The organism is uncultured Flavonifractor sp., from assembly GCF_944383115.1.
GTDB lineage: Bacteria > Bacillota > Clostridia > Oscillospirales > Oscillospiraceae > Flavonifractor.
In genome coordinates this window covers 1-23,852 of record NZ_CALWOJ010000010.1, presented here as the reverse complement: position 1 = coordinate 23,852, position 23,852 = coordinate 1, and the positions used below count along the sequence as shown (strand labels likewise).

20 protein-coding genes are annotated in these 23,852 nt (G+C 57.2%); 2 read left to right on the top strand and 18 right to left on the bottom strand.

The genetic code is table 11. The features are described 5' to 3' along the window. Window positions 1-62: 62 nt before the first annotated feature. From Q0K43_RS02375 to Q0K43_RS02330, 10 genes are all read right to left on the bottom strand, one after another. On the bottom strand, window positions 63-1,223 hold the full coding sequence (locus Q0K43_RS02375) for a thiolase family protein (RefSeq protein ID WP_297288971.1): 1,161 nt from the start codon (window positions 1,221-1,223) through the stop codon (window positions 63-65). Between the two features lie 95 nt (window positions 1,224-1,318). After that, window positions 1,319-1,978 (bottom strand): 3-oxoacid CoA-transferase subunit B, encoded by a 660-nt coding sequence (locus Q0K43_RS02370; RefSeq protein ID WP_297288970.1) that lies wholly within the window; start codon window positions 1,976-1,978, stop codon window positions 1,319-1,321. A 4-nt stretch (window positions 1,979-1,982) separates the two neighbouring features. After that, window positions 1,983-2,642: a CoA transferase subunit A gene (locus Q0K43_RS02365; RefSeq protein WP_297288969.1), complete on the bottom strand. Its 660-nt coding sequence runs from the start codon at window positions 2,640-2,642 to the stop codon at window positions 1,983-1,985. Between the two features lie 134 nt (window positions 2,643-2,776). Next, complete coding sequence (locus Q0K43_RS02360; RefSeq protein WP_297288968.1) at window positions 2,777-3,559, bottom strand: HpcH/HpaI aldolase family protein; 783 nt, start codon at window positions 3,557-3,559, stop codon at window positions 2,777-2,779. Beyond that, window positions 3,552-3,962, bottom strand: a complete 411-nt coding sequence (locus Q0K43_RS02355) for a cupin domain-containing protein (protein ID WP_297288967.1) — start codon at window positions 3,960-3,962, stop codon at window positions 3,552-3,554. The genes Q0K43_RS02360 and Q0K43_RS02355 overlap by 8 nt, the downstream gene beginning before the upstream one ends. A 16-nt stretch (window positions 3,963-3,978) precedes the next feature. Continuing rightward, window positions 3,979-4,374, bottom strand: coding sequence for a hypothetical protein (locus tag Q0K43_RS02350; RefSeq protein WP_297288966.1), 396 nt, complete (start codon window positions 4,372-4,374; stop codon window positions 3,979-3,981). 19 nt (window positions 4,375-4,393) lie between these two features. Next, the gene (locus Q0K43_RS02345) at window positions 4,394-5,293 is read right to left on the bottom strand and encodes a DUF6282 family protein (protein WP_297288965.1); all 900 of its coding nucleotides are present in this window, start codon (window positions 5,291-5,293) and stop codon (window positions 4,394-4,396) included. 19 nt (window positions 5,294-5,312) lie between these two features. Beyond that, the gene (locus Q0K43_RS02340) at window positions 5,313-6,590 is read right to left on the bottom strand and encodes a TRAP transporter large permease (RefSeq protein WP_297288964.1); all 1,278 of its coding nucleotides are present in this window, start codon (window positions 6,588-6,590) and stop codon (window positions 5,313-5,315) included. Next, entirely contained in the window at window positions 6,587-7,087 is a 501-nt protein-coding gene (locus Q0K43_RS02335; RefSeq protein ID WP_297288963.1) for a TRAP transporter small permease, read from the bottom strand. The genes Q0K43_RS02340 and Q0K43_RS02335 overlap by 4 nt, the downstream gene beginning before the upstream one ends. 59 nt (window positions 7,088-7,146) lie before the next feature. Next, complete coding sequence (locus Q0K43_RS02330; RefSeq protein WP_297288962.1) at window positions 7,147-8,160, bottom strand: TRAP transporter substrate-binding protein; 1,014 nt, start codon at window positions 8,158-8,160, stop codon at window positions 7,147-7,149. 47 nt (window positions 8,161-8,207) lie between these two features. On the opposite strand from Q0K43_RS02330, the gene Q0K43_RS02325 reads away from it, so the two are divergent. Beyond that, window positions 8,208-9,008 carry a GntR family transcriptional regulator gene (locus Q0K43_RS02325; RefSeq protein WP_297288961.1) on the top strand — a complete coding sequence of 267 codons (801 nt, stop codon included), beginning with the start codon at window positions 8,208-8,210 and terminating at the stop codon, window positions 9,006-9,008. Between the two features lie 115 nt (window positions 9,009-9,123). Here Q0K43_RS02325 and Q0K43_RS02320 read toward each other — a convergent pair whose 3' ends face one another. Then, on the bottom strand, window positions 9,124-10,311 hold the full coding sequence (locus tag Q0K43_RS02320) for a YibE/F family protein (protein WP_297288960.1): 1,188 nt from the start codon (window positions 10,309-10,311) through the stop codon (window positions 9,124-9,126). A 78-nt stretch (window positions 10,312-10,389) separates the two neighbouring features. Further along, window positions 10,390-16,299 carry an S-layer homology domain-containing protein gene (locus Q0K43_RS02315; protein WP_297288959.1) on the bottom strand — a complete coding sequence of 1,970 codons (5,910 nt, stop codon included), beginning with the start codon at window positions 16,297-16,299 and terminating at the stop codon, window positions 10,390-10,392. Between the two features lie 651 nt (window positions 16,300-16,950). Between Q0K43_RS02315 and Q0K43_RS02310 the strand changes: the two genes are divergently transcribed. Next, window positions 16,951-17,490, top strand: a complete 540-nt coding sequence (locus Q0K43_RS02310) for a helix-turn-helix domain-containing protein (RefSeq protein ID WP_297288958.1) — start codon at window positions 16,951-16,953, stop codon at window positions 17,488-17,490. A gap of 46 nt (window positions 17,491-17,536) precedes the next feature. Here the strand turns inward: Q0K43_RS02310 and xylB are convergent, their stop codons facing one another. The 6 genes from xylB to Q0K43_RS02280 all read right to left on the bottom strand — a co-directional run. Continuing rightward, window positions 17,537-19,063 carry a xylulokinase gene (xylB, locus tag Q0K43_RS02305; protein WP_297288957.1) on the bottom strand — a complete coding sequence of 509 codons (1,527 nt, stop codon included), beginning with the start codon at window positions 19,061-19,063 and terminating at the stop codon, window positions 17,537-17,539. Between the two features lie 68 nt (window positions 19,064-19,131). After that, window positions 19,132-20,442: a xylose isomerase gene (gene xylA, locus Q0K43_RS02300; RefSeq protein ID WP_297288956.1), complete on the bottom strand. Its 1,311-nt coding sequence runs from the start codon at window positions 20,440-20,442 to the stop codon at window positions 19,132-19,134. A 17-nt stretch (window positions 20,443-20,459) separates the two neighbouring features. Further along, on the bottom strand, window positions 20,460-21,476 hold the full coding sequence (locus Q0K43_RS02295) for an ABC transporter permease (protein WP_297288955.1): 1,017 nt from the start codon (window positions 21,474-21,476) through the stop codon (window positions 20,460-20,462). Then, window positions 21,477-22,979, bottom strand: a complete 1,503-nt coding sequence (locus Q0K43_RS02290) for a sugar ABC transporter ATP-binding protein (RefSeq protein ID WP_297288954.1) — start codon at window positions 22,977-22,979, stop codon at window positions 21,477-21,479. It lies immediately after the preceding gene. Between the two features lie 77 nt (window positions 22,980-23,056). Further along, on the bottom strand, window positions 23,057-23,449 hold the full coding sequence (locus Q0K43_RS02285) for a hypothetical protein (protein WP_297288953.1): 393 nt from the start codon (window positions 23,447-23,449) through the stop codon (window positions 23,057-23,059). A gap of 218 nt (window positions 23,450-23,667) precedes the next feature. Next, a partial coding sequence (locus Q0K43_RS02280; RefSeq protein ID WP_297288952.1) for a hypothetical protein occupies window positions 23,668-23,852 on the bottom strand: 185 nt, incomplete at its 5' end.

The window sequence follows — 23,852 nt, the reverse complement described above, 5'->3', positions numbered from 1 at the left end:
TTTTAGTTAACTTCAGGTGATTGCCAGCATAAACGTGACAAACGGTGATCTGTGTCCAACATTTACAGCATTTCAAACACGCCCGCTGCGCCCATACCGCCGCCAATACACATGGTAACCAGACCATATTTTCCGCCCGTATCAGCCAGATAGTCCAACAACTTGCAGGTCAGGACCGCCCCAGTCGCTCCCATAGGATGGCCCAGCGCAATGGCGCCGCCATACGGATTCACTTTCTCCGGGGACAGCTTCAGCTCCCGCATGCAGGGAATGGCCTGGGCGGCAAACGCCTCATTCAGCTCAATGTCGTCCATATCCGCCGTAGTAAGGTTTGCCCGCTCTAAGGCCTTAGGCACCGCATAAATGGGCCCCAGCCCCATCATGGTTGCGTCACAGCCCGCCACGGCAAAGCTCCGCAGGCGCGCGATGGGACGAATCCCCAGCTTTTCCGCCCGCGACCGTTCCATGAGCAGAACAAAGGCCGCGCCGTCGGACGTCTGTGAAGATGTTGCAGCAGTTACTGTTCCTGTTTCCGGCAGGAAGCACGGCTTTAGTTTTGACAAGGTTTCTACAGTGGAATCCGGCCGGATTCCTTCGTCCTGATCCACAACGATCGCTCTGCCCTGGGCGTCCGTTACCGTCACAGGGATAATGGATTTCCGGAGCTTTCCCTGGGCCTGCGCCGCGGCAGCCTTTTGGTGAGACAGTACCGCAAACACGTCCATATCGGTCCGTGTGACGTGATATTTAGCGGCCACATTTTCTGCCGTAATCCCCATCGCCATGTAAGCGCCCGGCTCGTTTTGCACCAGCCACGGCTCCATCAGCTCCTCCGGATACGGCGCAAAGCTCCCGCTCATATCCTCCACTCCGCCGGCCACCATTGCAGTCCCCTGCCCCGCCAGGATAGCGTTGGAGGCAGTGGCCACCGCTTGGAGCGAAGATGAGCAAAACCGATTGATCGTTTGTCCGCAAACCGGCTCAGGCAGATGCGCTCTTTGGGCAATTAGCTTAGCCATATTCATGCTGGTTCGTCCCGTCTGCATGGCACAGCCCACGATTACATCTTCAATTTCAGCGGAATCCAACTGGGGAGCCTTCCCCAGCACACCGTTCAGAACCTGCGCTCCATAGTCAACCGGGTGGGTATGCGCAAAAGACCCCTTCCGCGCTTTGCAAACGGCAGACCTGCCATAGGCAACGATAACTGCTTCCTGTCCCATGTTGATAAGATCCTCCCTTTCTGCTGCACCTATGGTGTCAGCACCCATAAGATGCCATCTTCTTTCCGGCGCCCCAGTCTTTGCGCCGTGAGGCGTTACGCCACCATCGTATCAATGTGCGGCGGGATTATCAGATGCGCTTGTGTTTTGGCCACGACCTCTTCTACAGAGACTCCCGGCGCAACGGCCGCCAGCACAAGGCCGTTTGGTTGTACATTGATAATGGCCAGCTCCGTGACGATGTTTTTGCAAACATGTAAGGCTGTCAGCGGAAGGGTACATTCTTTTACGATCTTTGGCCGCCCGTTTTTTGAACAGTGTTCCATTGCAATAATCACTTTTTTGGCGCCGGAAACCAGATCCATCGCTCCGCCCATGCCGGCAATCATTTTGCCGGGTATGGCCCAATTTGCCAAACTGCCCGCTTCATCCACTTCCATTGCGCCCAGCACGGTCACATCCAGCCTTCCGCTCCTTACAAAGGCGAATGAGGCCGCGCTGTCCATAATGACTCCTCCCGGCTGAAAGTAGCTGCAGTTGGCGCATGCGTCAATTAGCTCCGGATCATAGTTTGCATCCTCCGGGGTCGCTATTCCGGCCAGGCCAATGCTTCCATTTTCATTGTGAAAATAGATGTGCTTGCCCGGCGCAATATAATTGGGCACCAGGCCCGGAATGCCCAGCCCCAAATTAACAATATCGCCGTCGTTTAGCAGCTGCGCTGCATTCTTTGCAATAAATTCTCGCGTACCCATTCCGTCACCTCCGCTCGGCCTGTACAATATAGTCTACAAATGCACCGGGAAGCATGATCTCTTCCGGACTCAGTGTTCCAGGCTCAACGATCTGGTTTGCCTCCACAATTACCAGATCGGCGGCAGTGCCCATGATGGGGTTATAGTTGCGCGCCATCATGTGGAATATGAGATTTCCCAGCCTATCTGCTTTTTCTGCATGCAGCAGGGCAATATGGGCATGGAGCGGAAGTTCCAGGAGGTAGTCCGCCCCGTCCAGCGTACGAATTTCCTTTCCGTCCGCAATTGGGGTTCCAACCCCCGTTTTTAAATAGACGCCTCCAATCCCAGCGCCTCCGCAACGGATGCGCTCGGTCAACGTACCCTGAGGAACCAACTCCAATTCCAGTTCCCCGTTCATGACCTGCCGTCCGGTCTCAGGATTTTTTCCCACATGGGATACAATGGCTTTTTTGATCCGCTTTTCAAAAATCAGCTGGCTCACGCCCGGTTTGGTTGCATCTCCCGTATCATTTGCGATCAACGTAATATCACGGGTTCCGCATGCCAGCAGGCAGTTGATCAGCGTATATGGGGTTCCCACTTCCGCAAACCCCGCAATCATATAAGATCTGTCGCTTTCCAGCAGGCGACAGATGTGATTCAACGATGTAACCTTCTCCAAAAAGACACCTCCCTTGTGCGTATAAACACCCGCTTCCGCGTTCCTTTCTCTTGCGTGGCATTATAAATTTGAGAGCCGCAGCCTGCATTGAGGCTGCGGCTCTGCCTATTCTCCGCCGGTCAACGGCGGGGCGTTCAGCCGGAAAGCGTTTCGTTCACCTGGCTCTTCAAACCTTTCAGCGCCTTTCCAAAGCAGGAAACGTCAGATCCCAGCGCGATATACGTTGCCCCCATATCAATGTACTTCTTGGCCGACGCAACATTTCCGCAGAAAATGCCAACCGCCTTGTGGGCCGCCAGCGACTTGCGGATGATCTGCTCTATCATGCCGGCAAGTTCCGGGTCGTCCAGTTGGCCGGGCTTTCCAATGGCCTGGCTCAGGTCGCCCGGTCCAATAAATACCACATCCAGCTGCGGGATCTTGACCAGCTCATCCAGCTTTTCATACATCTCCAGATTCTCCACATGGAGGACCACTGCGGAGTGGCTGTTTGCATAGCTGAAGTATTTCTCATCTTTGTCCCACAGCCCATACATAGCCGAGCGTTGGGCCATAGAACTGCCGCGGTCACCTTCCGGATAATACTTGGATGAGCGGCAAACCTCCACTGCCTGTTCAATCGTGGTAATGCCAGGCACCTGGACGCCGTCCGCGCCGGAATCCAACGCATGCAGCACCTCTTCCGGGGTGGTCTCCTGTACCCGCACAATGCTGCTCATACCCACACTATCAGCCGTGCGGATCAGGTTCTCGATCTCGCCCCGGGAAAAATTTGCGTGTTCCGTGTCAAAGATGACAAAATCGAAACCCGCCAGACCTACCATCTCAACCGCATTACAGTTGTTAAACTTGGCGAACATGCCGATGAGGACATCTCCGTTTTGAATCCGCTCCCGCAAAGAGAATTTGTTATTCATGCTGCTTCGCCTCGTTTTCCCAATTCAGATGGCCCCGGCTGATGACCGGAACACTGGCTTTCCGGTCGGCGGTACGCTTCGGATAGAAGATATCCATGTCCATATATGGGATATTGCCAAGGGGCGCGATCCCATGCTCCACATCGGGGGGCACCACCATGAGACAGCCCTCGTCCATGTGGTAGGGGATCCCGTCCACATAGAATTCGCACTCCCCCTGGTAGATGAATACCGTCTGCTCGTAGTCGTGGGCGTGTACTTTGGTCTCGTGAGGATATCTGCCCTCTCCGATGGTCATAGTCACGTTGGTTCCGCCCTGGAAGCACACGCCGCCGCGCATATTTTTGCGGGGGCTGCCCCAGTCGCACTCTTTAATGTCCAGCAATTGCGGTTTCACAGACATGTTTGACATCCTCCTTTCACTCATCCCAGTTCCCGTGGTTCCGGGAAGAAATCTTTGGGCTCTCGGGCATATCGGGAAGCTTGGGCTCAATGATAGCCAGCTCATACACCGTGGCGGTGCTGCAGAAGTCGATGTAATGCTCTACATTCTTGGGAATGGTCATATAGCACCCTTCATCCAGATGATAGGGAACGCCGTCTACCACATAATTGCATTCACCGCGATAGATGTACACATTCTTTTCGCTGGGAATCTTGCAGACGACCTTCTCAGCTTCCCCTTTTACGGGCCGATGGGCCTCTGTGAGAACATAGGTCACATTGGGGCTGCCCTGAAAGCACATGGTACGGTAATCATCGTTGACATAGTTCCACTCGCGCTCTTTCATATCAAACAGCAGCGGTTTTTTCATCACGGATACTCCTTTCTCGTTACACAAGATCCAGCAGTTTGGCGGGATTCTTTTTTGTCATACAATTGATCTCCTCTTCAGAGATGCCAAACCGTGTATGGATCTCGTTCAGGAATTCGTACATTCCGGTAACCGGCGACCAGAAAATGCTCTGCCCCAGATCGGTATCAATTACCATCTTTTCAATGGGAAGCCTGTCAAAATACCGCTCAAAGAGCGTAAAGGGGATGGGCCCCATCTGCTGGCCGGTCTTTTGATTGACCATGTTCTCATAAATGCAGGTATTGAACTCAATGACAGCGCCCATACCTGCCCAGCGGCACACGTCCTCCTCGGTGGCTTCGATCTGCCACATGGGATGATTGACCAGGATCTTTTCCACCCCTGCCTCCAATGCCGCAGGAATCAGCTGATCCAGTTCATCTCTGTGTCCATGACCCGTTGCAAAGATGATGTCCTTGTGTTCCGCCATCAGCCGAAGCACATCCAAAACCTCAGGAATGAGCTTTCCGCTTTCGTTCAGGTAATAGATGGGCTTTTCAGGCACGCTCATGGACCCGGCCCCTAAAAAGCCGCCCTTGTGATGATCCATGTGATTTTTTGCAGAGACGGTGGGCATCCATACGATCTTAGCCCCCATCGCAATGGCCGCATCAATGGCGTTACAGTTGAGGCCTCCAACGGAATTGTTCAACACGATTCCACCAAAGCACTTTGTTTTTCCGTTCCCGAGATGCTGCTCGGCAATCACACACTCCGTCACTGTCGGGCAATAATGATCCTTAATCACAATGGCGCGATAGCCCGCATCTTCCGCCTCCTTCAGGGCCTCCACAGCATCTACCGACCGCTTTGCCACAGACGGCCCAGCATGAATATGAAGGTCTACGACGCCTTGCAAAATAGATCTGTCAAGCATAGTTAGACTCCCTTTCGCGTTAGAGATATCCGAGCAGTTTCGGAATCAGGAGGACCACCTCCGGCAAAAATGCCAGCGCAATGGTAACTCCAATGGCAACCGCCGCAAACGGAATGATCCGACGACACAAACTCACAAATGGGATATTACCCACGCTGCTGGTTACAAACAGGCAGTTGCCTACGGGAGGCGTAATAAAGCCGATGGTGAGCATCACGCAGACAATGATTCCGAAATGGACGTCGTTCATGCCGATGGCGTTGGCAATGGGCACAAGAACCGGAACCAGGATGAGCATGGCGCAGGTAGCCTCCAGCACGCAGCCGGCAATGAGCATAACCAGGATCATGAGCAGAATAATGATGGTCCGATTGTCGGTGATGGACATAATGGCGTTGCCAACGAAGGTGTTCACGTCAGAAATGGCCATCGTCCACGCCAGCAGGTTCCCGATGCCAATGATGAGCAGGACTGTGGCCGACGTAATACTGCCGGAAACAAAGACCTTGGGCAGCTTCTTGGGATCAAATTCCCGGTAAATGATGCTTGCAACAATTGCGGCCACGCAGGCAACGGAGCCAGACTCGGTGGGGCTGAAAATGCCGCCCAGAATACCGCCCACAATAATAAACGGAACCAGCAGCGCCGGAATAGCGCGTACAAAGCTGGAAGCCAGCCGCTTCAGACTGAACCGCTCCCGGCATCTGGGCAGAGGGTGCTTCCGCCCGTAGATCAGTACAACCGCAATGTATCCCACCGCCAGCAAAATGCCGGGGATGACGCCCGCCATGAACATGCTCTTGACGGAGGTATTGGCAAGGGTACAGTAAAGGACGAAGCAGGTGCTGGGCGGAATGACCGGCCCCAGTACGCCGGAGGCCGCTACAAGGGCGCCGGCAAACTCCTGCTCATAGCCGTCCCGCTCCATGTCAGGGACAAGCACCTTGCAGAGGATGGAAGAGACCGCGTTTGCAGAGCCGAGGATTGCGCTCAGCACGGCGGCGGTAATGATACCGGCGTATGCAAGGCCGCCCTTCAGCCATCCTACCAGTTCACGCATAAATTCCAGAAGCCGCTTTGTCACACCGCCGCTGTTCATGAGTTCTCCCGCCATAATAAAGAGCGGGATGCACATCAGCGACGTCTGATTCACACCGGAAAAGAATCTCTGCGCAATGGTACCCAGGTAGGCGGGATCTCCCAATGACAGCAGATGTGCGATCCCTGCGCCGACAATGACAAAGACCATCGGGGCGCCGATCAGGAGCAGAACGATAAAAATAAGCACCGCGGTCACGCAGACTCCCCCTTTCTAAGCTGAGGCCGGATTGTATGAATGATGCTCTCAAAGTCAAACAGCAGCATCAGCCCAAAGCTGACCGGAATGGGGAGGTAAGGAACCAGCATGGGAATCCGGAGTCCGATGCTGACACCGGACAAAATGCTCTTGGTCATAATGGATTGGCTCGTCTGTACAATAAGGAAGACCAGCATAACCGCAATAATGATCTGTACGATCAGCGCAAAGATCTGCTGGACACGCGCCGACATCTTTGACATCAGAAGATCAAAGCATGGAAGCGCCTTTGCCCGGAAACCAACCGCGCCGCCCAAAAAGGCGATGGCAACAATTAAATATCGCATCAACTCATCCGACCAGGCCCAGGACAGCCCAAAGAAATACCGCCGGATGATTTCAATAAATGATACCGTCAGCATGACTGCGGAGGCAGTGGCAAGAAACACTTTAATCACCGCCGTGATACCATTCATAATTGCTTCAAAGTACTTCACCAGATGTCCCCCTATCAAATGCAATTCACTTGACGAGTACACACAGCGCCGGGCAGCAGTCACTTCTGACTGTTGACGTAGTCAATAAATTCGCCAATCCGGGCGTCCACCGCGGTGTACTTGTCATAGACGGACTGCACCGCCTCCTCAAATTCGCTGAGGTCCTCGACGCTGTTGATGGCAACGCCATTGCTCTCAATGCTCTCGGCCCACACGTCCTCCTGCTCATGAATCCACTGCGTAAGGCCAAGTTCTTCCGCTTCCTTCATCGCGGTGTAGATAATGTCCCAATAGCCCTCCGGCAGGGATTCCACAAACTCAGTGTTAAAGACATAGCAGCCGGTGTAGGGGTACAGATTGAGCAGAGACACATACCCGATAACCTCGTCATGGTGCTGGGTGTAGATGGAAGACATGTTGATATCCTCTCCGTCTACCACCTTGTTTTGCAGCGCGGTATACAGTTCGGTAAACGCGATTGCCGTGGGAGACGCACCCAGTGCGCTGATGGTATCCTGGATCAACGCATTTTCCGCACATCTGATCTTTGCGCCGCTCAGATCGGACAGCTGATTGATCGGCTTGTTGATCATTGCGATCTGCCGCATGCCCGGATCCTGGAATGCGCCGAAGGTAACGCCCAGCTGTTCGCCCACTTCGCTGAGCAGTTCCTGATAGATGTCGGAATTGATGGCGGCATATTCCAGCTCATAGCTGTCCACCAGGAAAGGCAGCTGGATGCAGCTCAGCAGATCCGTGTATCTGGTGAAGGCGCCGATGCCCACGGCGGCGCCGGGCAGGGTCCCGTCCATGACCTGCTGCAGCAGTTCGGACTCGCTGCCCAGCTGGGACTGATTGTAGATGGCGATCTCGATCTTTCCCTCCGAGCGTTCCGAGACCAGATCACAGAAATAGTTGTAGATCTTCTCGTCGGGAGATCCGGGATAGTCCTGGGTACCGACTTTGATGACCAGGGGCTCGTCGGTGCCGCCGGGATCCCCGGAGGATACGGCTCCCCCGGCGTTCTCTCCGCCGCATGAAGCCAGGACAAGGAGCATCGTCAGGGCTGTCATAGCGCGCATCTATAACACGAAATAGAATAGTGCAAAGGAGAACTTCCGTGGAATTTCAAACAAAAAGCGACCTTGCCTACGAACGGATTCGGCAGGCGATTTTGGATGGGAGTATTCCCATCGGGGCAAAGTTGACTGTCACCAACCTGGTTGATCAATACGGAATGAGTCCTATGCCCATCCGGGAAGCCCTGACAAAATTGGCTCAGGATGGGCTGGTGCAGTCTACGCCTCATCACGGCGCTCGAGTGGCCGAATTTAATTACTATGACCACTTGGAATCTTCGCTGATCCGCTCCGCCTTGGAAAAGCAGCTTTTTCAAGCTGCCCTCCAATTTTGGGATGATATTCGTTTAGACGCTCTGGAGGAATGCTACAACCAGCTGTATACGCTTTTGGACCAGGGTAATATCTCTGAATTTTCCAGACTTCGCCGCAACTTTTTCCAGATCATTTATCGCGTCGTTCCCTTGGATGGATTGAAGCAATTGGTGGAGAACTACAACAATCGTTATCAAATTTTTCATTACTTTGTGGTTAAGATCGCGGAAGAGGATGGCCTGGACCGCACATGGGAATTGCTTTCGGAACTGAAATCGCTGCTTCACGCTCTTCAAAACCGTAAATTTGAGGTGTGTACAGCTCTGTTCAATCAGATTTTGTTAAATGATTATTTGGTATTTTCGCGCTACTTAATGAACTCTCTGGATAAAGAGGAATTATTGGGAGATAGCGAATACGATTTTCTGTGGAGTCACGAAAAGCTCACCCCCGAAAAGCGAAGCGAAATCAGGAAAAACATCGAAATGTTCATCAAGCTCCGAATGAATAATATCTCCGCCAACTGACGGCGACCTATCTCGCCGTTCAGCTGCGCCAATCCTATGCAGGCAGACATGTAAAAACACGGGTCCCCCGCTCTTGGAGCAGGGGACCCGTGTTTTTGTAACAATACGCCTAAATTCAGCGCCGCTTCCTGCCCATCAGCAGGGCGGCAAACAGCGAAACCAGCGGCACGGTCAGGATGATGCCCACTGAACCGGCCACACTCTGAATTAGTTCAATGGCCATTGTATCGCTGTTGATGATCTGGATCATGGGATAATTGTACACCTGAAAAAGCAGCAGCATGTTGAAGGACGCGCCGGCAAAGGCCAAAATCAGGGTGTTGGCCATGGTACCCATGGCGTCCCGCCCGATGTTCATGCCTGACCGGAACAGCTGTCCGGCGGTCATATCGGGGTTCACCGTCCGCAGCTCGTGGCAGGCGGAGGAGATGGACATAGCCACATCCATCACAGCGCCCAGAGCGGCAATGAGGATACCGCTGACCAGCAGGCCCCGAATCTCCAGGTGGCTGTCGTAGGCCCGCAGCACCAGTTCCTCCGCCTCCGACATATTGAACCCACCGATAGGGGTAATGATCCCCACGATCCAGGCGAACAGCCCCGCCGCCGCCACGCCGCACACGCAGCCCAACCCGGCGCACAGCGTCTTGCGGGAGAATCCGGTGAGCATCAGCAGAGAGGCTGCCGCCGTCAGCGCGGCAATCAGCACCGCCGACGGGATGGAAGGCGCTCCTTTCAGCACCATGGGGATGAGCAGGTACCAGATTCCTGCCAGGGTGTAGGCCAGGCCCAGCAGGGCCATAATTCCTTTTTTCCCTCCAATGATAATAAGCAGCAGCCCGAATACCACCAGCATCCCCACCAGAACGATCCCCCGGTCATAGTTTGGGATGGACACCACATAGGGGTCACCGTTGTCGTCCACGTCCAGCCGTACAATGACCCGGGTACCCAACGAGCAGTCAATGTTGGAATAGGCGGTCAGGTAATTGACCGCCTCCAGAACGGCCCCCTTGTAGGGGCCGCTGAGGATCTCCAACTCCAGGTACTGGCTGCCCAGCCGCAGGCCCTCGCTCCAGTCATCCGGCTCGGCATCATCGGCCAATATATCAGTGACCCGGGCAGAGGCGAACATTCGCTTCTGAGCAGCGGTCAGTTCCCCGTCCTCCGGACGAAGCAGCACAGCTCCCACCACTAGGGCCAGCAGCAGGCACAGTCCCACCGCCAAAGCAATGATACGCTCTTTGGACGGCGGCCACGAAAGCCGTTTCTTTGGCGGAGCTGATTTTTTGGCCTTTCCCATAAACATCTCCTCTCAATCAATAGGGCGGGGCGCCGCCCACCAAGGCAGGCGGCGCCCCAAAGATGTCGTCGATGTGTGTTACTTCAGATCCTGATAGCGGTTGAGCAGCGCACACAGCTCGGCCCGGCATGCCTGGGCCGCAGGAGCCAGCAGCTGGCTGGACCGTCCGTTGATGAGGCCCATGCCTACGGCCCACTCCATGGCGTCCACCGCATACTGGCTGATCTGGTCCGCGTCCACATAGGCGGACAGGCCATCCGTCTGCCCTCCGCTGTTCTCCTGATACGCCCAGAAGCGGCGGAACATGGTGACCATCTGTTCCCGGGTCACGGCATCTTCGGGTCCGAAGTTGCCGTTGTCGTAGCCGGTAACCACACCGCGGTCGGCGGCCCAGGCCACCGCCTCGTCGTACCAGCTGTCGACAGTTACGTCTGGGAAGGCGGCCGAACCGTCAAACTTCTCGCCGGAGAGCCGGTAGAGGATGGTAGCCACCATGGCCCGATTTACCACCAGCTCAGGGCCAAACTTGGTGCTGGACACGCCTTCCATCAGGCCGTCCTTAATGACATCCACCACGTCGTCGTAGTACCAGGCGTTCTCGTCCAGATCGGTAAACTTGCTGGGATCGGGGGTAGCCGGGTCCTTGCTGCCACCACCGCCGGAGGGAGGCGTATAGGCCGGCGGGATATCCACTACCTCGGTGTCGCACACGATCTCGGCCCGGTCGCGAACGCGGATGCGGGGCGCGGGTCCGTCAAAGCTGTTGTCGTAGGAGGACAGGCCCACCACGGTGATCTCATGGCCAACCGCCAGATTCTCGATGGTCTTGTTCTGGGTGATATAGCCGTCAATGAACACCCGGGCGTCGTAGCCGGTCTTGTCCCGGACCATGATGGTCTGAATGGAACCCTCCGCCTCAGCGAAGCTGACCACCACGCCCTGGATCTTCACCAGGCTGCCCAGATAGGTATTCTGGGCGGCTTCTTTGGTGGTGATAAGCTTCGGCTCAAGGGGACTCTCCTCGCCGATCTTTTCAATGGAAGTCACGGCGATCTGCCGCTCTCCCTGGTAGGAGGAGGTGGTGCCGGTAATGCGCACCTTGTCTCCCACCTTAAAGCTGCCCGCCACAGGGAAGGCGTTGATGCCCGCAGTGTCGTCCTGGACGTAGATACAGTCGAAGAAGGCGGTATCCTTGTCGTAGCCGGAGGCGTTGGAGGTAACCACACCCTCGATGGTGTACTTGATGCCCTCGTCCTTCTGGGCCTGGACGTCCTTGATGGGGGTAATGGTGACGGGGTTGAGGTAGTTCACCAGGTTCTCGCAGATCTTGTAGTTGGAGTAGTTCTTCTCGGAGCCGGAGTCGCCGACCTGTGCCTGCACCTCGAAATTGGACATAAAGGCCGCGCCGGAGACCACGATCAGGCCCTTGCCGCCGCCCAGGTCCTCGGTGGCCAGCGCCATCAGGCGGCTGTCGCCATCGGCGTACTCATACTTGGGGATTACGCCCAGGCCGCCCCAGTTATCCTTGTCGTCATCGGCGGAATAGCTGGTGGCGAAAGCATACACCACCGGGGTCACGCTGCTGGGGATGGTGGTGGTGGGCGTACCATCAGCGTCCACCACATGGATGGAGGCTCCGCCATACTGGCTGAACAGCTCGGTATACAGGTTGCTGTGAGGATTGTCCGCGTCAAACTCCACCCGGTTCAGCAGGAAGGAACTAAAGTTGTAGCTGCTCAGGTAGAGGCGCTGAGGCTGGCCGCCGTTGTAGGTATCGTCCTTGAGTTCATCGTCGCTGACCCGCAGGGAGGAACCCAGAGCCTCCAGAATCAGATTCTGCTGGGCGGCCATGTGATCCTTAGCGGGGAAGTCCTTATAACTCTCGTAGTAGTCGCCCCAACCGGCCACCACCACCGTACCGCCGGCGGCATTGAAGCTAACCAATGCATCGATCTCCGCTTCAGAATAAGTAGCGTAGGGCTCGCGCAGGCTGTCGCCGTTCCGGCGGGAGGGGGCGGTGAGGATGATAGCCTTGTACTTACCGCTCTCGTTTTCACAGGCGGCGATCAGCTCCTCGCTGGTGTTCAGCTGCACGGTGCGTACCGAGTAGCCGGCGGCCAGGTTGCTGAAGTTGCCCATAGAATCATTGTAGTTGCCCGCCACATACTCGTTGTAGTGGGAGGCGTCGATGCCGATGTACACCAGTTTGCTGGCGTCCAGGATGTCCAGAGAGATGTCCTTGGAGTAGGTGTACTCAATGCCCCCCTGCTCCATGACAACGGTGGCGGTGATGGTCATGACCTTGGCCGTCTTGGGGGTGTACTTCCAGTCCACGTTCAGGGTGCCGGAGGCGGGGATCTCATAGCCCTTGGTATCCATGCCCAGAGTCTCCTCACCGCTGGTGTAGGTGATGGACTTCACAGTGGCGTCGCTGGTCTCGCTGTTGAACAGGGTTGTGGTGAGGGTCAGTTCCTCCCCGGTGACGGGGCTGGAGGTGCCGCACTCCACAGCGGAGATGCCCAGCTTCACCACTTCGCCGATCCACACGGGGGCGGTGACAGCCAGATTGCCGTCGCCCTGGGTGACCCGGATAAAGTAGTAGCTGTAGTTGGCGGGGATGGTACACTCCAGCTCGCCGGAGGTCAGGTCAGTGGGATCGTCCCAGGTGTGGGCCACGGCACCGGAATTGACCACCACCTCCACCTTGGAAATGGAGTCGGAGGCGTCTGGATCATACACACTGACCTTGATGTTGGCGCTCTCCGCATCCGCGATGGTGGAGCCCAGCATCTCGCCGTTGAGGGTGTAGTTGATCTCCAGGTTCTTGTCCTCGGTGGCGTAGACCCGCCGGTCGCGGATGGCCTGGTAGATGCCCTCCTGGGAGAAGTCATCGGTCAGGATAACGTCGCGGGCGTCGTTGGCGTTGCCCCACTTGCCCTTGTGGTTGTCCTGATTGTTGGTGGGAGCCACGTGCCAGCCCTTGTCCAGGGCCATGATGTACTGCTCATAGCTGGGGTAGTAGCCGCCGGCGCCGATGGCGCCCTCGCCGTTGCCCACCTCTACCAGCTGTATCCGGGTGTCAATGATGGGATCGTAGTAGCCGAAGTCGATAAAGTTGCCGAAGGTGGTGCCGGGGTGGTTGAACTGGTTGATGGAATTGACCAGATTCTCGTCGCTCAGCAGCTTATAGTAGGCCTGCAGGCCCGCGTCAGCGGTCTTGTTGTTCAGGGTGCTGTTGTTGCGGGAGACGATGCCGGGGGTGTTGAAGGTGTTGATGTGGCCGGGGCCGCCGGACCAGGTCATCTCAAAGCCTGCCAGAGCCACCAGCTTACCAGCGTGCTGCTGGTTGAATGCGTTGATGGCGCCGGTGTAGGCGTTCCACTTCTGGGCGCTCTCCGCCGTCATCTTGCTGGCATCGTAGAGGGCGGCCTCAGGGTTGGCAGCGTTCTTGTCGTCAAAGTAGTTGGAGTGGTCGGTGAAGGCCACAAAGTCCACATTGTCTTTCTCAGACAAGCTGGCCACATAGTTCAGCCCATCTTCCAGCGTGCCCGCGCCGTCGGAGTAGGTGGTGTGGGAATGGAGCTGGCCGAAGTAGAGCTGATACTGGGCCGTACCGATGGTAAAGGTCCAGGTCTTGGTGGCGCTCTTTCCGTCGCCACGGGTGACGGTGGCGGTGACGGTAACCTTGCCGTTGGGCAGGTCGGTGCCAGGTATATAGGCGGCCTTGCCGTCAGTCACAGTGGGAGCAACTTCCTGGCCATTCACCGTCATGGTAACGGTGGGATTCTTCCCGGCATTGGTAAAGGTAACACTGATCTCCGGTCGCTTGTCCTCTCCGGTCTGGGCGCTGGCGGCGGGGGACACACCGGTGATAACCGGCTCGTCTACCACAGTGATCTCCGCACCGTCCTCAAAGGTCACACCCTTGGTGTCCGTACCGCTGACGGTCACCGTCAGTTTCCCCTCGCTCAGAGCGGAAGCGGGGATGGTAAAGGAGTAGGTGCCATCCTTCTCAGTGAGATAGGCCTCGGCCTCACCGTATTTGGCAGTCAGGCCATCGGCCACGCCAAACACCGCGTCCACGGTGAAGGTCACGGTGTAGTCCTGGCCCACATAAGCATCGGGCAGTGTACCGAAGGTGACAGTGGGCATGTTGACCACACCCTCGTTGACATTGACGCCCTCCGCCAGGGGGTAGAAGAAGAACTCATAGATGTCGTAGTCGGTGACATTGTACATGCTGTAAGACTTATAGGAGCCGCCAAAGTACTCCAGATACTGGGCGTACTTGCCTTGGAATTTTGCAGTGCGGCTCTCCAGATTCCAGCCGCCCTTCTTGCCGGCGGTGATCTTCCAGTCGGCATCCTCAGAAGGAGTCAGGGAATAGAATGCGTTGCTGCCGGTGCCGTTGGAGCAGAGATAGCCGTCGTTGGTCTTGAAGCGGTAATACTCGCCGTTCTTCTCTACGGTGAAGACCCGTGCGCCGTTGGCAGGGGTGGCCCGATCCGCTTCCACCGTGGCGGCCACGTCCAGGATGGAGGGACTCGTCTCACTGTCGTCCTGGCCGCCCAGCACGCCCTCATGGCCGTATTGACCGGTGGAGACATTGTAGATGACGAAGGATCCCTCGGGGAACTCCACCTCGCTGCTGGGGGGCTCGGGGATGTTGGTGACCTCATAGAAGGCCAGGGCAAACATATCCTCGCTGCCAGCGTTGATGTTATAGTAGGCGCTCCATGTGCCGTATTTGTCCTGGTACTCCATGTAGGCGTTGCGGACGGTGTTTCTCACATAGAACAGGCCGTTATCCGCTTTCGACAGCTCCCACTTGTCATTGGGACCGCCCAGCGGCATACTGGTCTTATCCGCATTCATGCCGATGTTCTGCCCCGCATAGGAGAAGGACCAGGTTCCGTCGCCGTTGTCAATGACAGTCCACACATCGCTGGCAGTAAAGCCGGACACGGTACCATCGGTTCCCACAGTCACAGCGGTGCCGTTATTGTAGAAGCCATCGTATGTGCCGGACAGGGCCTTGCGGTATTGGGGGTTATAAATGACCACCTGCTCCCCGTCATAGATGGGGTCGTTGCCGGGCTCCGGTTCCGGCGTGCTGCCCGGCTCCTTCACCTCATCTGCCTGGAAGAACTGGAAGGTGTAGATGCCGGCATTACCGCTGTTGTAGCCATAAGTAGTAAAACCACTGTAATACTCAATATACTGCGCGCCGCCGTTGTACTGGGCGCTGACATTCTTCACCAGCCAGCCCTCGCCCTGCTCCTCCAAGGTCCAGTAGCTGTACTCGCTGGCGGTCTCAGCCATGGTGAGGCTTTTTCCGGTCGCGCCGGAGGTCAGATAATTGCCGTCGGCGGAGAAGGTAAACTGGCCCTTTTCATTGGTGCCGACGGTAAAGACGGCCGCCGTCTTGTCGGTGGTCAGGGTATTGCCCTCCAGGGTGCCCTCCTGCCCGGCCAGCTTGGAGTCGCTGGCGGTGGTGGTCATCACCTGGCCCTGGGCGGGCAGATAAAAGACCACGCTGTCCCCGTCTTTAATGGGGCTCTCACCGGGCTGGGGGTCCTCGCCGGGATCAGGCGGAGTGACGCTTCCGCCCTCCAGCTTGTAGAATGTGGTCGTCTGGTCTTTGGTGTTGCCAGTGGTGTTTTTATAGGTGCGGAAATTGGGATTCACAGAGGTATCTCCACCGTTATTATCGTAAATACCCATGTAGCGCGTGTTTCCGCCGCTGTCAACACAGGAGAGATATCCGCTGGCCTCATCCAGATTCCAAATCGTATCGGAGTTGGTGCCCACTCGCAGACCGTTGTTATCATCTATGCAGTACAACCAGTTTTGGTTGTCACCGGCGGGAGAGATGCGATATCCCCCATCCGTGGGAATCACATTCCAATACCAAGACGTATCCCCGGTATTATTGCTGTCCCATTCGGCGGCGGGGCCCTTGGTGGAGGTACCGCCATTATTTTTCATAACATAGGACTTGTTAGTCGCACTTCCATGTACTGTAATTGCAATGATATCAGTAGCTTGAATATCAGTCAGTTCAACTTCTGTCCATGTTCCACCAGTGGCAAAAACTGCCGTGGGCAGCAAGGACAGGAGCATTACGACGGCTAGCAGCGCGGATAGTATAGGTCTGAACTTACGTCTCATTCGATCATCATCCATCCTTCCTCATGGAAGCCGCAATTTTGCGGCTACTGCATTTCTGATACGGCGTACCCCGCGCTCTCACCTCCTGTACCGCGGATTGGGCCAAAAAAACCTGACCGAGCGTCCGGCTTCTGTTTGCTGTTTTCAGCCTTTTCCTGCCTTCCTTCCCCTCCGGGCAATCCCGCTCGGGCAGACGCAGCTAAACCACCGCGTTCTGTACAACGCTATTTTAACAAATCATTCCTTTTTGCACAAGCCCTTTTTCGGTAATATAACCATTACATCGCAAGATTTTTGTAAGTTTCTTGTGTATCCTGTGTAACCATCTCCAGTTTTTTACTTTATTTGCGTTTCCATTTTCTCCGCCGCACGTTCCCGCAACCGACGGTTGCAAAATTGCCAGCAACCGTAGATTGCATCGCAACCGCGTTTTTGCTATAGTTACAGGCAGAAAGAAAGGAGGCCGCCATGAAACTTTCCGAAAAAATCTGCTACTGCCGCAAAAAAGCCGGTCTGTCCCAGGAGGCCCTGGCCGAACAGATCGGTGTCTCCCGCCAGGCCATCAGCAAGTGGGAAACCGGAGAGTCCTCCCCCGAAGTCAGCAAACTGCCCCTGTTGGCCCAGGTGTTTCACGTCTCTCTGGACTGGCTGCTGTCTGAGGCCGAACCGGAAGACGCCCCCCAGCCTGGCTACGCCCCTCCCACCCCACCGCCGCCCACATGGGCGGACCAGCTGCCCGGCCTCATCGGCACTCTGGCCCGCCGGTACGGCTGGCTGGCCGGGATCTATCTGGTGCTGGTGGGAGCCGGTTTCGCCCTTGTGGGAGGCCTGGCCCGGGCCGCCACCGCCCGGATGTTCTCCTTTGCGGATTTCAACGGCTTTGGCCAGTCCTTGATCCGGAACAATCCGGTGGCCCTGTTCGGCACCGTAATCCTGGTCGTCGGCATCATCCTGATGGTGGCAGGCGTTATCCTGGCGGTATTCCTCAAACGTCGCTTCAAAAAATAGACCCACCCATAAAAAGCGGCGCTGCCTATAGGCAGCGCCGCTTTTCTTACAGATTGTACAGCTTTGAGAAGCTATCCTTAAGCGCGGGATAGACCTCAGTATACAGCCGGTAGAACGGCTCGTACCGGGTGCTGTCCCCGTCGTTGGGGGCGCAGGACTGATCGGGATGGATAATGGCATCGCAGGCAGTGGGTACGTCGGGATACACCCCGGCACACACACCCGCCAGGATGGCCGCGCCCAGGGCGGGTCCTTCCTGAGACGCCTTGGCGGTCTGGACGGTGCAGTCCAGCACATCGGCCAGCATCTGCCGCCAGAAGGGACTGCGCCCGCCGCCGCCGCAGGCCATGATGTGGTCGGGGGCCACGCCCATCTCCCGCAAAATGTCCAGGCACTGCCGCTGGGAGTAGGACACCCCCTCCATCACCGCCCGGATCAGGTCTCCCCGCCCGTGCATGGCGGACAGGCCGATGAAGGCGCCCCTGGCCTTCTCGTCCAGCAGCGGGGACCGCTCGCCCATCAGGTAGGGCAGGTAGAGCAGCCGGTTGGCGCCGATGGGGGACTGGGAGGCCTCCCGAGTCATGATGTCGTAGGGGTCCACCCCCTCCGCCTCCGCCTGCCGCCGCTCTTCGGCGCAGAACTGGTTGCGGAACCACTGGAGGGACAGGCCGGCGGCCAGGGTGCAGCTCATCACCGTCCACGCTCCGGGCACGGCGGCGCAGAAGGTATGAACCCGTCCGCCGGGGTCGATGCTCACCTGGTCGGCGTGGGCAAATACCACGCCGGAGGTACCCAGGGTGACGAAAGCCCGGCCGGACCGCACCACGCCGGTACCCACCGCGGCGGCGGCGTTGTCTCCCGCGCCACCCGCCACCGGTGTGCCGGGGGCCAAACCGGTAGCAGCAGAGGCCGCAGCCGTTACTGTACCGGTAAGGTCGGTGGATTCATACAGCTTGCCCAGCAGGGCCGGGTCGATCTCCAGCTTGTCCAGCACCTCCCGGCTCCAGCAGCGGTGGGCCACGTCCAGCAGGTTCATGCCAGAGGCGTCGGACACCTCGGTGGCAAACTCCCCCGTCAGCTTGTAGCGCAGGTAGTCCTTGGGCAGCAGAATGTGACGGCACTTGGCGTACAGCTCCGGCTCATGGCGGCGCACCCACAGGATCTTGCCGGCGGTAAAGCCGGTGAGGGCCGGGTTGGCGGTGAGCTGGATGAGCCGCTCCTTCCCCACCAGTTCTGTGATCTCCTGGCACTCACGGCCGGTGCGGCCGTCGCACCACAGGATGGAGGGCCGGAGTACCCGCCCCTCCCCGTCCAGCATCACCAGGCCGTGCATCTGGCCGGACAGGCCCACGCCCTTTACTTCGTTGGGTGAGACGCCGCTCTGATCCAGCACCCCCCGAATGGTCTCACAGGCAGCCCGCCACCAGGCCTCCGGGTCCTGCTCCGCCCAGCCGTTATGGGGCTGATCCAGCGGGTAGTCGGCGGTGCAGGAGGCCACGGTGCGGCCTGTCTCGTCAAACAGGGCGGTCTTGGTACCGGAAGTGCCCAGATCCACGCCCATCAGATATGCCATAGCCCTTCTCCTTTCCAATGTAAAAGGGGCGCGCCGGGTCCGGCGCGCCCCTCCGCGCACAACATGGTTCAGCGGAACATGACGTTGTTGACGATGGTCTCCAGATACTCCTGCCGCCCGCTGGGCACGTCAATCTTCTCCAGGCCCATGGCGTAATCGGACAGGGACTCCAGGGTGGCGGTACCGTCCACGATGGTCTTGCCCACGCCGCTGCGGTAGCTGGCGTACCGATCCTCCACAAACTGCTCCAGGCGGCCGTCGGCCTGGAGGGCCAGTGCCTTCCGCAGACCCAGGGCGAAGGAGTCCATACCGGCAATGTAGGCCAGCAGAATGTCCTCCAGGGTGTTGGAGGGGCGGCGGGTCTTGGCGTCGAAGTTCAGGCCGCCGTTAGTAAAGCCGCCCGCCTTCAGCACTTCCATCATGCAGTAGGTGGTGTTGTACACGTCGGTGGGGAACTGATCGGTGTCCCAGCCCAGGAACAGGTCGCCCTGGTTGGCGTCGATGGAACCGAAGGAGTCGTTGACAATGGCGGTGCGCAGCTCATGCTGGAAGGTGTGGCCCGCCAGGGTGGCGTGGTTGGCCTCAATGTTCATCTTGAAGTCGCCGGTGAGGCCATACTTGCGCAGGAAGTTCATGCAGGTAGCCACGTCAAAGTCGTACTGATGCTTGGTGGGCTCCTTGGGCTTGGGCTCAATGTAGAAGTCGCCCTTGAAGCCGTGGGCACGGCCATAGTCCCGGGCCATAGTCAGGAAGCGAGCCAAGTTGTCCAGCTCCAGCCCCATGTCGGTGTTGAGCAGGGTCTCGTAACCCTCCCGGCCGCCCCAGAACACATAGCCGGTGGCGCCCAGCTCGATGGCGGCGTCGATGCAGGCCTTCACCTTGGCGGCGGCAACGGCGTACACGTCGGCGCTGCAGGAGGTGGCGGCCCCCGCCATGAACTTCTTGTCGCCGAAGTTGTTGGCGGTGACCCACAGGCACTTCTTGTTGTGCTTCTCCTGAAGCTCCTTCAGGTAGCCCACCATAACCTTGAAGTTCTCGATACTCTCCCTGACGGTGGCGCCCTCAGGCGCCACATCCACGTCGTGGAAGCAGTAGTAGTCCAGATTCAGCTTATCCATCAGGCCGAAGGCAAAGTCGGCCTTGGCCCGGAATTTTGCCATCGGATCACTCTGGCCGAAGCTCTTGTCCATCGTACCGCTGCCGAACATATCCACACCCTCGGCGCAGATGGTGTGCCAGTAGCTCATGGCAAACTTCAGATGCTCCCGCATGGGTTTGCCCGCCAACACCTCGTCGGGGTTGTAGTATTTGAAGGCAAAAGGCTCGTCGCTGTCCGGCCCCAGATAGGGGATGGTCTTGATCTCGTCGTATGCTCTCATGATGCGTTCCCTCCCGTTTAATTCCCGGTCTTTTTCAGCTTGCCGCGGATCACCGGCACCACCATCTGGATGAGGACGGCCACCAGCAGGATGGAACCCTTGATGGTGTCGTTGATCAGGGCGTCCAGGCCCAGAGATGCGATGATCTTGTCAATGATGGTATAGGACATGGCGCCGAAGAGTACGCCCAGCAGCTTGCCCTTGCCGCCGCTCATGCTGATGCCGCCGATGACCACCGCGGCGATGGCATACATCTCATAGCTCTTGCCCACGGTAGCGGGGTCCATGGAGCCGTTCATGGCCAGCAGCAGGAAAGCGGACACGCCCGCCAGCACACCGGTGACCACAAATACCATCACCCGGGTGACCGTTACATTGATACCGGCCAGATGGGCCGCCTTCTCGTTGGAGCCGACGGCATACACCCGCTTGCCGAATTTGGTCATGGTGGACACATACACCATAATGGCCGTGACCAGGATCAGTACGATGCCAACCACCGGCACGGTGAAGACTTTGGCCTGTCCGAAGCCGTAGATGGCGTCGTAAGTGGACAGGGTACCCTCCATGTTGTAGATGGACAGGCCCATCGTACGCAGATAATACTGGGCAATGGAGCGGTAGATCAGCATGGTGGATAAGGTGACGATAAAGGCAGGCATTTTTGCTACGCCCACAAACACGCCGTTGATCAGGCCGCACATGGCGCCTGCAAACAGGGCGAACAGGAAGGTGATAACCGGGTTGTTGGTGTTGTTGAACACCACAACGGTCAGGCCGCCCACCAGCGCCAGCATAGAGCCCACCGACAGGTCGATGCCGCCGGTGATGATGACCATGCCCATACCGAAGGCCAGGATACCCACCACGGCGGAGTGGCGCAGGATGTTCATCACGCCGCTCCATGTGGTGGCGCCCTGGTTGATGATCAGGTAGGCCACAAAGATGGCCAGAAAAATCAGTATGAAGCTGTAATTACCAATGGCCTTGGTAATGGAGCCGGACTTCCGGGCTGTCAAAGTGTTCTTTTCCATTTACTTGGACACCTCCGCAGTATTGATGGCGTTGGTTGCCTGGAGCATGACGGCCTCCTCGCTGATGTCCCGGCGCTCCAGCTGGGCCTTCAGATCCCCGTGGTAGAAGATCACGCAGCGGTCGGCAACCTTCTGGATCTCAGGGATCTCCAGGGTATTGACCAGAATGGTCTTGCCTGCCTGGGCCAGTTCCTGGATCAAACGATAGATCTCCGCCTTGGCGCCCACGTCGATGCCCTGGGTGGGATTGTCCATCAAAAGGATATCCGCCTGGGTGTTCAGCCACCGGGCCAGGATCACCTTCTGCTGGTTGCCGCCGGAGAGGGCAGTGATCATGTCGTCAGGGGAGTTGGATTTGATGTTGAGCTTCTGGCGCAGCTGCTCGTATTTTGCGATCTCCTTTTTCTTGGAGATATGCTGGTGACGGAAGCTCAGCGTATGTTCCGAGACGTAGTTGTTTTCCAGCAGGGTGAAGTCCGGAATGATGGAGTTCTCTTTCCGGTTGGCGGCAATCATGGACACCTTGTTCAGCATGGCCTTGTGGATGTTGTGGCTGGTGATGGGCACCCCTGCGATCCGCAGAGTACCGCCGGTAATGGGCAGTTCCCCGAAAATGGTTTGGAACAGTTCGCTGATGCCGGCGCCCACCAGTCCGGTAAAGCCCACCACTTCGCCCCGCCGGATGGTCAGGTCGATGTTGTGGAATCCGTGCCCGCACAGACCTTCCATCTCCAGGATGGGTTCGCCCAGTTCACGCTGGATATAGGCCTCCTCCTCACTGTACCGCTCGCCCACCATCATGCGGGTCACTTCCATGGGGGTGGTATCAGCAACGGCGCCGCTATGGATAAATTTGCCGTTTCGCAGTACCGTATACCGGTCTGCCAGGGCAAATATTTCTGTCATTTTGTGAGAAATAAAGATGAAGGATTTCCCCGCCTCTTTCAATCGCCGGACGATGGCGAAAAGGTGGGCGATCTCCTCGTTGTTCAGTGCGGTGGTAGGTTCGTCCAGAATAAAGAGTTCCGCATTGGCATGCAGGGCCTTTGCGATCTCCAGGAGCTGCTTTTTTCCGGTCTCCAGCTCAGAGACCATAGCGCAGGGGTCAATGTCCACGCCCAGCCGCTGGAACAGCGCGTGGGACTGCTCGATCATGGCCCGCTTGTTCAGAATGCCCAGCGCGCCGGTTATTTCCTTACGGAGAAAGATGTTCTCGTAAACTTTTAGGTCGTTAAACAGGTTCAGTTCCTGGTGGACAAAGGCGATACCAGCCTGCTCCGTGGCGGCTACACTGCTGTGTTCCAGGGGTTTTCCGTTGAAAACCACCTGACCGCTGTCTCTGGTGTAGACGCCGGCCAGAATGTTCATCAGGGTAGATTTTCCTGCTCCGTTTTCTCCCAGCAGCGCGTGGATCTCCCCCCGCTCCACGCTGAAATCGACATGATCGAGTACCGTCACTCCAAAAAAGCTCTTGGAGATATCGGTCATCTTCAGCATCTCCATGCCTAACCTCCTGTTCCTCTTATGGGGCGCAGGGCCCGCTGGCGCTGAGCGCCCGCGGGCCCTGCGGGATGGATATCTTACTGGGAGACTGCGTCGCCAAAGCCCTTGTACTGGTCAACGTTGGTCGCGTCCACGACCTCGACGGGGATAACGTGATCCTGCTCAACCTCGCCACCCTCCAGGTGGGTGATCATATCGTCGATGGCGATCTGGATCATGGCGGGATCGTAGGTGACGGAGAACAGATCGGCCAGCTGAGCAACCTCAGCGGTGTAATCCTTCTGGTGGATGCCCTTCAGCACGCTGTAGATCTCGTTCAGGCCGGAGGAAGCGCCCAGATGCACGCCGGCGCCCAGGAAGGCTTCCTTCTTGGCTTCGTCGATGTCGGAACTCTTCAGAGCTTCCAGAATGCCCATGGCGATCTCATCGTCGTGGGTGAAGATGTACTTGGTCGCGGTGATCTCGTCCACAGTGGAGGCTTCCAGCCACTCGGTGAAGAGCTTCTTGCCCTCGGAGCGGCTCCAGCCGGTGTAGGCGGTGGCTGGCCTATCCGCCGCCCTGATGATAAGGTCACAAGTCCTTGTGTGGCCCTATCATACCGCAGAAAATCCTTTGAAAATTTCACTGGTGAAATTCAGACAAAAAATTTACCGCCGTCCCACTTGCTGCCTGGGACGGCGGTTTTCTGTCATTCTTCAAAATTACTCCCCAACAAGGGAAGTCCCTGTTCGGCCAATTCACAGTTTACCAGGAATACACACCCGTCACGCCGCTTTAGCGCCTTGTCAATCTCGTGCAGTTCGGGCCATGCGAGATACCGCAGGTTGTCCCGTTCTGCCGTTGTCTTTCTAAGGCCAAGGGCTAACTGGTTAA